7 protein-coding genes are annotated in these 6,000 nt (G+C 36.6%); 2 read left to right on the top strand and 5 right to left on the bottom strand.

Annotation, left to right across the window (positions count from 1 at the left end):
- Positions 1-285: 285 nt before the first annotated feature.
- The 4 genes from AC1DCY_RS23135 to AC1DCY_RS23120 all read right to left on the bottom strand — a co-directional run bounded on the left by AC1DCY_RS23135 (position 286) and on the right by AC1DCY_RS23120 (position 3,219).
- A complete protein-coding gene (locus AC1DCY_RS23135; protein ID WP_477353869.1) occupies positions 286-699 on the bottom strand; it encodes a VOC family protein in 414 nt (137 codons plus the stop codon).
- A gap of 185 nt (positions 700-884) precedes the next feature.
- Positions 885-1,526 (bottom strand): 3-oxoacid CoA-transferase subunit B, encoded by a 642-nt coding sequence (locus tag AC1DCY_RS23130; protein ID WP_477353868.1) that lies wholly within the window; start codon positions 1,524-1,526, stop codon positions 885-887.
- Complete coding sequence (locus AC1DCY_RS23125; RefSeq protein WP_477353866.1) at positions 1,526-2,233, bottom strand: CoA transferase subunit A; 708 nt, start codon at positions 2,231-2,233, stop codon at positions 1,526-1,528. Before AC1DCY_RS23125 ends, AC1DCY_RS23130 begins: the two co-directional genes overlap by 1 nt.
- Positions 2,234-2,340: 107 nt before the next feature.
- Entirely contained in the window at positions 2,341-3,219 is an 879-nt protein-coding gene (locus AC1DCY_RS23120) for a LysR family transcriptional regulator (RefSeq protein ID WP_477353864.1), read from the bottom strand.
- 297 nt (positions 3,220-3,516) lie between these two features.
- Between AC1DCY_RS23120 and AC1DCY_RS23115 the strand changes: the two genes are divergently transcribed.
- Together AC1DCY_RS23115 and AC1DCY_RS23110 are read left to right on the top strand one after the other, a co-directional pair.
- On the top strand, positions 3,517-4,830 hold the full coding sequence (locus AC1DCY_RS23115) for a short-chain fatty acid transporter (RefSeq protein WP_477353862.1): 1,314 nt from the start codon (positions 3,517-3,519) through the stop codon (positions 4,828-4,830).
- An 11-nt stretch (positions 4,831-4,841) separates the two neighbouring features.
- Entirely contained in the window at positions 4,842-5,123 is a 282-nt protein-coding gene (locus AC1DCY_RS23110) for a hypothetical protein (RefSeq protein WP_477353860.1), read from the top strand.
- 110 nt (positions 5,124-5,233) lie between these two features.
- Here the strand turns inward: AC1DCY_RS23110 and AC1DCY_RS23105 are convergent, their stop codons facing one another.
- Entirely contained in the window at positions 5,234-5,821 is a 588-nt protein-coding gene (locus tag AC1DCY_RS23105; protein WP_477353858.1) for a hypothetical protein, read from the bottom strand.
- Positions 5,822-6,000 lie beyond the last annotated feature (179 nt).

Here is a 6,000-nt window from a genome sequence, read left to right as displayed (position 1 = left end):
CTGAAATTGTCTTTTGTCCTTTGTAAAGAAGTCTTAGAACTGCTAATTTTTCATCTTTTGAGTGGTTACTTCGAGCCATAAAAAAATGCCCCCCTAGATAAACAGATTTTTATTTTTTAATCTGTCTACCTAAAGGGGAGCATATCATAACGAAGGGGGTATCTTTTTTCTATTTACTAATTTGCTTCAGACAAAAGTTTTTTCCAGATACCTTTTCGACCTTTCAATATTAAAGCCCGCTATCATATACCACTAAGGGTATAAAAAACGTAAGCTCGTACCGATTTAAATACCCTCTGTGTTCATCAATACGATACGCCAGCCATCGGGATCTTCAATTGTGACACCTTTTTCGGCCCAATACAGATTTTCTGGCTCTACCTCAGGGTAACCCATTTGTAATAAACGTTCAGCAATACGCTGTATGGTTGAACGCTTTGGAATATACAATACGAGCAAATTATCGTTTGTCGGTGCTGGGCAAGGACTTCCTTCAATATGCTCTGTAAACTCTAAATGATATCCCGCATTCGGAAGACCAATCATGATACCAGTATAGCCTCGATGTCCTGAAAAGGAGCCGATTTTTTCTAACCCTACGCCTTCACAATAAAATTCTTCAATTTCCTTTAATTTATCAGTTGGCCGTGCAACGCGTACTTGTGCCACCTGTAATTCATCTGACCATCGTTGTCTCATCGTTTATTTTTCTCCTTTTCAAACATTGTATACTTGCCAAATAGAGTTAGAGAACAGCCAATAGTCTGAAAAATTACAATCAACCTTCATGCTCTTCAGAAATACCCGCGAAGAGACAATTCTGCTCAAGTGATTGACACCTCTAATGGAAAATAACCAGCCCTATCAAAGAGCTGGTTACATTTTTATCTTGTTAAGGCAACACTAAAGGAAGCCGCTGTCTTTTCTTGTACTTCCTCTAAAGTAACACCCTCTGCTAATTCAATAAGCTGCATCCCTACATCCGAAAAATCAAAAACAGCCAAATCAGTAATTAATCTATGCACAACGCCTTTTCCTGTTAACGGTAGCTCACATTGTTTTTTTATTTTTGATTCTCCGTTTTTATTGACATGCTCCATCACGACGACTACTCTTTTTGCCCCAACTACAAGGTCCATGGCGCCTCCCATACCTTTCACCATTTTCCCTGGGATCATCCAGTTCGCAAGGTCACCCGTTTCAGATACTTCCATACCACCCAAAATAGCAAGATCTATATGACCGCCACGAATCATGGCAAATGATTCGGCACTATCAAAGAAAGAAGCGCCAGGAACAGCTGTTACCGTTTCTTTACCTGCATTAATTAAATCGGGATCCACCGCATCTTCTACTGGGTATGGCCCAATACCAAGAAGTCCGTTTTCTGATTGTAAAAGGACGTCATAATCAGCCGGAATTGCATTGGCCACTAGCGTTGGGATACCAATACCTAAATTGACGTTCATACCATTCTGGATTTCTTTTACCGCTCTATTTACGATTCTTTGTCTTGTATCCGCCATCACGCATCCCCCTTTTTCACCGTCAAACGCTCGATACGCTTCTCATAATTGCCACCTAGTAAAACGCGCTGCACGAACACTCCGGGCGTATGAATATGATCTGGATCTAGCTCTCCTACTTCAACAATTTCCTCTACTTCTGCAATCGTAATTTTTCCCGCCATTGCTGCTAGTGGATTAAAATTACGTGATGTTTTTCTGAAAACTAAATTTCCTAGCTTGTCTGCCTTCCATGCTTTGACAAGGGCAAAATCTGCAATAATACCTTTTTCTAAAATATATTCCTTGTCATCAAAAACCTTTACTTCCTTCCCCTCAGCAATGGGTGTTCCAACTCCAGTAGCTGTGTAAAAGCCTGGAATTCCAGCTCCGCCAGCTCGCATACGCTCTGCCAACGTACCTTGTGGTGTCAATTCTACTTCAAGCTCCCCACTTAAAAATTGCTGCTCAAAAATTTTATTTTCACCTACATAGGATGCAATCATTTTTTTGATTTGTTTATTTGCTAATAAAAGCCCTAAACCCCAATCATCCACGCCACAGTTATTGCTTACAACTGTTAAGTCCTTTGTTCCCCTTTGGACTAGTGCCGCAATTGATTTTTCAGGGATACCACATAGCCCGAAGCCCCCTACTGCCAATGTATCTCCATCTTTAATATCAGCGACGGCATCCTCAAACGAATTCCACACTTTTCCCATCCCCATATCGAAACCCCCTAAAATTGCTCACTTATTAAGAAAAATTCTACCTCAATACTATTTTATAAGTAAAGGAATTAATTGGAATACTATTTATTCTAAAAGTGCATAAATCAATTTTCAGAACGTATTGTATTGAGTAACTGCTTTAAGGCAAAAGATTGATATGTATTTTTCTTCGTAATAACACCTAAACGCCATGGCATGTCAAAATTAAGTAACGGAATAATTTTGACATTTTTATTCGTCTGCTTTGCTGCTATTGAATAGGGTAAAAGCGTCACCCCTAAATTCGATGATACTAGCTCCACTATTAAATCCCATTGTGAGCTTTTATAGCCGATTATTGGTGTAAATCCAGCGCTTTTACATGATTTAATAACATAATCATGCAGTGTGAATTCCTCTGTAAAGATAATAAATGTCTCATTTTTTAAATCTTGTAATAGAATATGTTCTTGCTGAGCCAATGGATGGGATTCATTCATAAAGACAAAAAACTGGTCTTCCACAAATGATTGGACTGCAAATTTTCTTTCATCTGTAGGTATAACAACAATCCCCATATCAACATCGCCATTTTCTACTAATGTTCCGATCATTTTAGCTCCACGTTCCACAAGCTCTAAATGTACCTTTGGATACTGCTTATGAAACTTTCGCGCGATTTCAGGAAAAAATAGTGTACCAATTAACGGCGGAATCCCTAATTTAATCGTACCTGTTTCGATGTTCGATAAATCATCCAATAATATATGTAAATCATGTACAGAACGTATTATTTTTTGTCCTTGTTTATAGACGATACTACCAGCGTCTGTTAATTCTATATTGCGTGTAGAGCGGTTTAATAACTCTACATGAAGAACATTCTCCAACTTTCTAATGCTCTTGCTTAATGAAGGCTGTGATATAAAGGATTTATTAGCCGCCTTTGTAAAGCTTCCATGTTCAACAACAGCCATAAATGCTTTTAAATCTCGCAACTCCATATAGATACCCCCTATTTATTCTAATTTGTTATAAACAATATTCCCAAATCCCCTATTTAGTAATAAATTCTCCTCATTTCCTACTAATCCTCCTTCTTAAAAATAAGGAGATAAATACAATAGCAATAAGGCTTTGTTATGATCTCAATAATATTTAATTACGCGATAACAATTACCATTTTATTTCTACATCACGTCTCATTTATTGTGCTTAATACGCATTTCATCTTTCTTTATTCATTTTTCTATGTAAAATTAGCAATAAGGGATGGCAGAAAAGGAAAGGGGATTTCTAACATGAAAACGTTAACAAGAATTTCGAATGCTATCATGGAAAAATATTTACCTGACCCATACATATTTGTCACTATACTCACAGTATTAGTATTACTTTTAGGGGTTGCATTAACAGATTCTTCTCCGCTCGATATGGTGATTTATTGGGGAGATGGTTTTTGGGAATTATTAGCATTCACAATGCAAATGGTGATCGTCTTAGCTGCAGGTCATATTTTAGCGAATAGTCCTGTCTTTAAAAAAGGACTATCAGCCATTGCAAGTAAAATAAAAACACCAGGCATGGCTATTATCATTGTTACTTTCGTATCACTAATAGCTTGCTGGATTAACTGGGGATTCGGACTTGTCATTGGTGCCCTCTTTGCAAAGGAAATTGCGCGTCATGTTAAAAAGGTAGATTATCGTTTATTAATTGCTAGTGCCTATTCAGGCTTTGTTATTTGGCATGGCGGATTAGCTGGTTCTATTCCGTTATCCATTGCGACTGAAGGTCATAAGTTTGCTGACATTATGGGTATCATCCCAACAAATGTTACACTATTTTCAACTTATAACTTATTCATAGTCATTGTTATCGTCTTCACTTTACCGTTGTTTAATCGTTGGATGATGCCAAAGAAAGAAGATACGGTTGAGGTTGACCCTGCTTTATTAGTAGAAGAAAAAACAGAGCTGCCTAAACCCGAAAACAACTTTGCCAGCCGCTCTGAACGTAGTTATATTTTAACGATTTTAATTGGTATTATTGGACTTATATATTTAGTACATCATTTTATTACGAAAGGCTTTGTTCTTGATTTAAATGTGGTTAATACGATTTTTATTGTGTTGGGTATCATTTTTCATGGGACACCACAGCGTTTCCTTGCTGCTGCACAGGATGCTATTAAAACAACAACGGGTATAATTTTCCAATTCCCGTTTTATGCAGGAATTATGGGTATGATGACCGCTTCTGGTTTAGCTGCTGTATTCTCAGAATGGTTCGTTAATATTTCTAATGAACATACATTCTATTTGTTCACATTTTTCTCAGCAGGACTTGTTAACTTCTTTGTTCCATCAGGCGGTGGACAATGGGCGGTGCAAGCTCCTATTATGCTAGATGCTGCAACCACTTTAGGTGCCGACTACGCTAAAACCGCTATGGCTATCGCGTGGGGTGACGCTTGGACGAATATGATTCAACCGTTCTGGGCACTTCCAGCCCTTGCAATCGCTAGCTTAAAGGCTAGAGATATAATGGGCTTCTGTTTATTCGTTTTAATCTTTACGGGCATTATTATTAGCATTGGCTTCCTTTTCTTCTAACTAAATATAGAGTGTTTGAACTTCACGAAGATGTATATGACCATACATTTTCGGGGGGAGTAGAAGATGACGAAATCCCGCAAAACTTTGATTTTGGAACTGTAATTCGAAATTTGGTGAAGACAGAAGAAGATGTATTTTCAGCTATTCAAACATTAGATTTGGATTATCTCAAAATCAGGGAGTACAAATATTTTAAAGTGGATGATGAATCGTCTGGGGTTGGAGAGATTTATTTTATTTTTTCAACGGAAACACTGTATCTTGAAAATGGCGGTTTGAGTATTTTTTAAAATGCCAGAAAAGGCGCCTTTTTAGCATTTAGGCATCATTAGTTTGATCGCTCATGCGAAAGTGAATGATGTGCTTTCGCATGGATGGTCGTTTGCAAACACCGCTTTCATTAAACCGTTGAATTAGTTTTAATTAAATGGATATCCGTTTGTACAAATAACATTTCGTATATAATGGCTGCGAAAACTTCAATAGTTAATTCATCGATGTTTCCAAAATCCTCTAGAGTGTCATCCCTACTGATATATTCCTCTAAAGTATTATAAATATATTTGTAACATAATTGCTTAAACTCTTCATCTAGTACGAGCTTTTCGATTTGTTGACGGTTAAGCTCTCGTTCCATAGCAGAATTTGTTAATTTAAACTCGTAAAATGCTTCATCAACAATACTTTGTATTCTGTAGTCACTTAGTCTTTCAGTTTTTTTACGAAGCGATGAAAATATAATGTAAACAATTGTATAAATATCTTTACGTTGCTTCAATTGCTCCATTAATATTTCAATATTTATTTCTTTACTGTTTTCACGGAGTAATTCAGATAGTTTTTCTTCTATTGCTGTATCGTTAGCAAATTTTTCAAAACAATCTATTATAGTTAGTTCGTCAAGAGTTTTTAGTTTGCTACGTAATTTTGTGGGGGTGATTTCACTAACATTTAAAGCTTCTTTTAACCGTTCTGGTCTTTTCTTCATTTAAACTCCTCCTGCAATTTAAAGCGTAACATTATATTAGACTATTATAAAGAAATTGATTTTCACTGTAGTTTACCTTTAAATAAGCAAAAAACGAAAAAAGATTATGCTTATTCCACAGGAATCACCAGTATTTTAACATAAATGCATAGTACTGTAAAATCTATATCTAGTTAGGA

The sequence above is a fragment of the Lysinibacillus sp. 10T31 genome, assembly GCF_056394365.1.
The sequence above is the reverse complement of the archived record's forward strand: the minus strand, read 5'-3'. Positions and strand labels throughout refer to the sequence as shown.